Raw genomic sequence first — 842 nt, forward strand, 5'->3', positions numbered from 1 at the left:
CTCGGCAGGCGACCACTCGGCTCATCGCCGAGGCGTGCAAGGCGCACCTCCTGCGCGAGATCACCCAAGGCAACGCCTTCCGCCGCTATGTCATCGCCGTGTGATGGGCAAAACTCGTCAAAACAGCAGAAATTCAACTAACTTTCTGACATTACTTATAAAATATGACCTCCCCGGAAATGTGCCGTACAGCGCCAAAATAGGCCCCGGATAGGGGAAGGGTGCAGCGGCGCGCCGAACGCGCTCTACGGGCCCCTCAAGGCGAAATTTGATGATTTGGCACTGCGGGCGACCTTTCACCCTTCGCTTCGAGCCTGGCGACGGCCAATTCGAGTGCGCGGGCTGTCGGAAGAGCAAATCCCCAGCAGGCCGGATCAAATGGTTCGCTGTCCCAGCGCGGCCGTCGCCGCAGTTCCGCCTGTATCGCAAAATCCCTCGCGAGCTGGAGACTGGCGAGCGCTTCTGCACGGCTTTGCCGCTGTCGGCTCTCCGCGCCCAGGGCATGCAGGGCGCGCTGGCGCCAGTCAGGTCCGTCACGGTCGACCCGCGCCAGATAGCTGAACGCGCTCAGCCTCTGCGCTGCCGCCTCAAGGCGACGATACCGTCTGCGTAGACGATGACGATGAACCCGGCGAAGCGCTACTGTGAGCATCGCCCTCGACATCGCCGACTTGGGGAGCGGCATGCGGGGCAGCTCGGCCCCAGGGCACCCGGGCACAGCGAAGGTCGCGGCAAAGCGGCGCGGCAACTCGCGGTCGTGGCAATGAGCGTGGGCCAGCAGCAGCGTGCGCGCAGGCACGACATGGAGACGGTTCGCGCTGAACTCGCGCATGTAGGCATCG

General features: G+C 64.3%; 1 protein-coding gene. It reads right to left on the reverse strand.

Going from position 1 to position 842, the window contains the following annotated elements; genetic code table 11:
- Window positions 1-256: 256 nt before the first annotated feature.
- A partial coding sequence (locus tag AX703_RS28260) for a hypothetical protein (RefSeq protein ID WP_231735431.1) occupies window positions 257-842 on the reverse strand: 586 nt, incomplete at its 5' end.

Source organism: Novosphingobium sp. CCH12-A3, assembly GCF_001556015.1.
In the GTDB taxonomy this organism is placed as follows: domain Bacteria; phylum Pseudomonadota; class Alphaproteobacteria; order Sphingomonadales; family Sphingomonadaceae; genus Novosphingobium; species Novosphingobium subterraneum.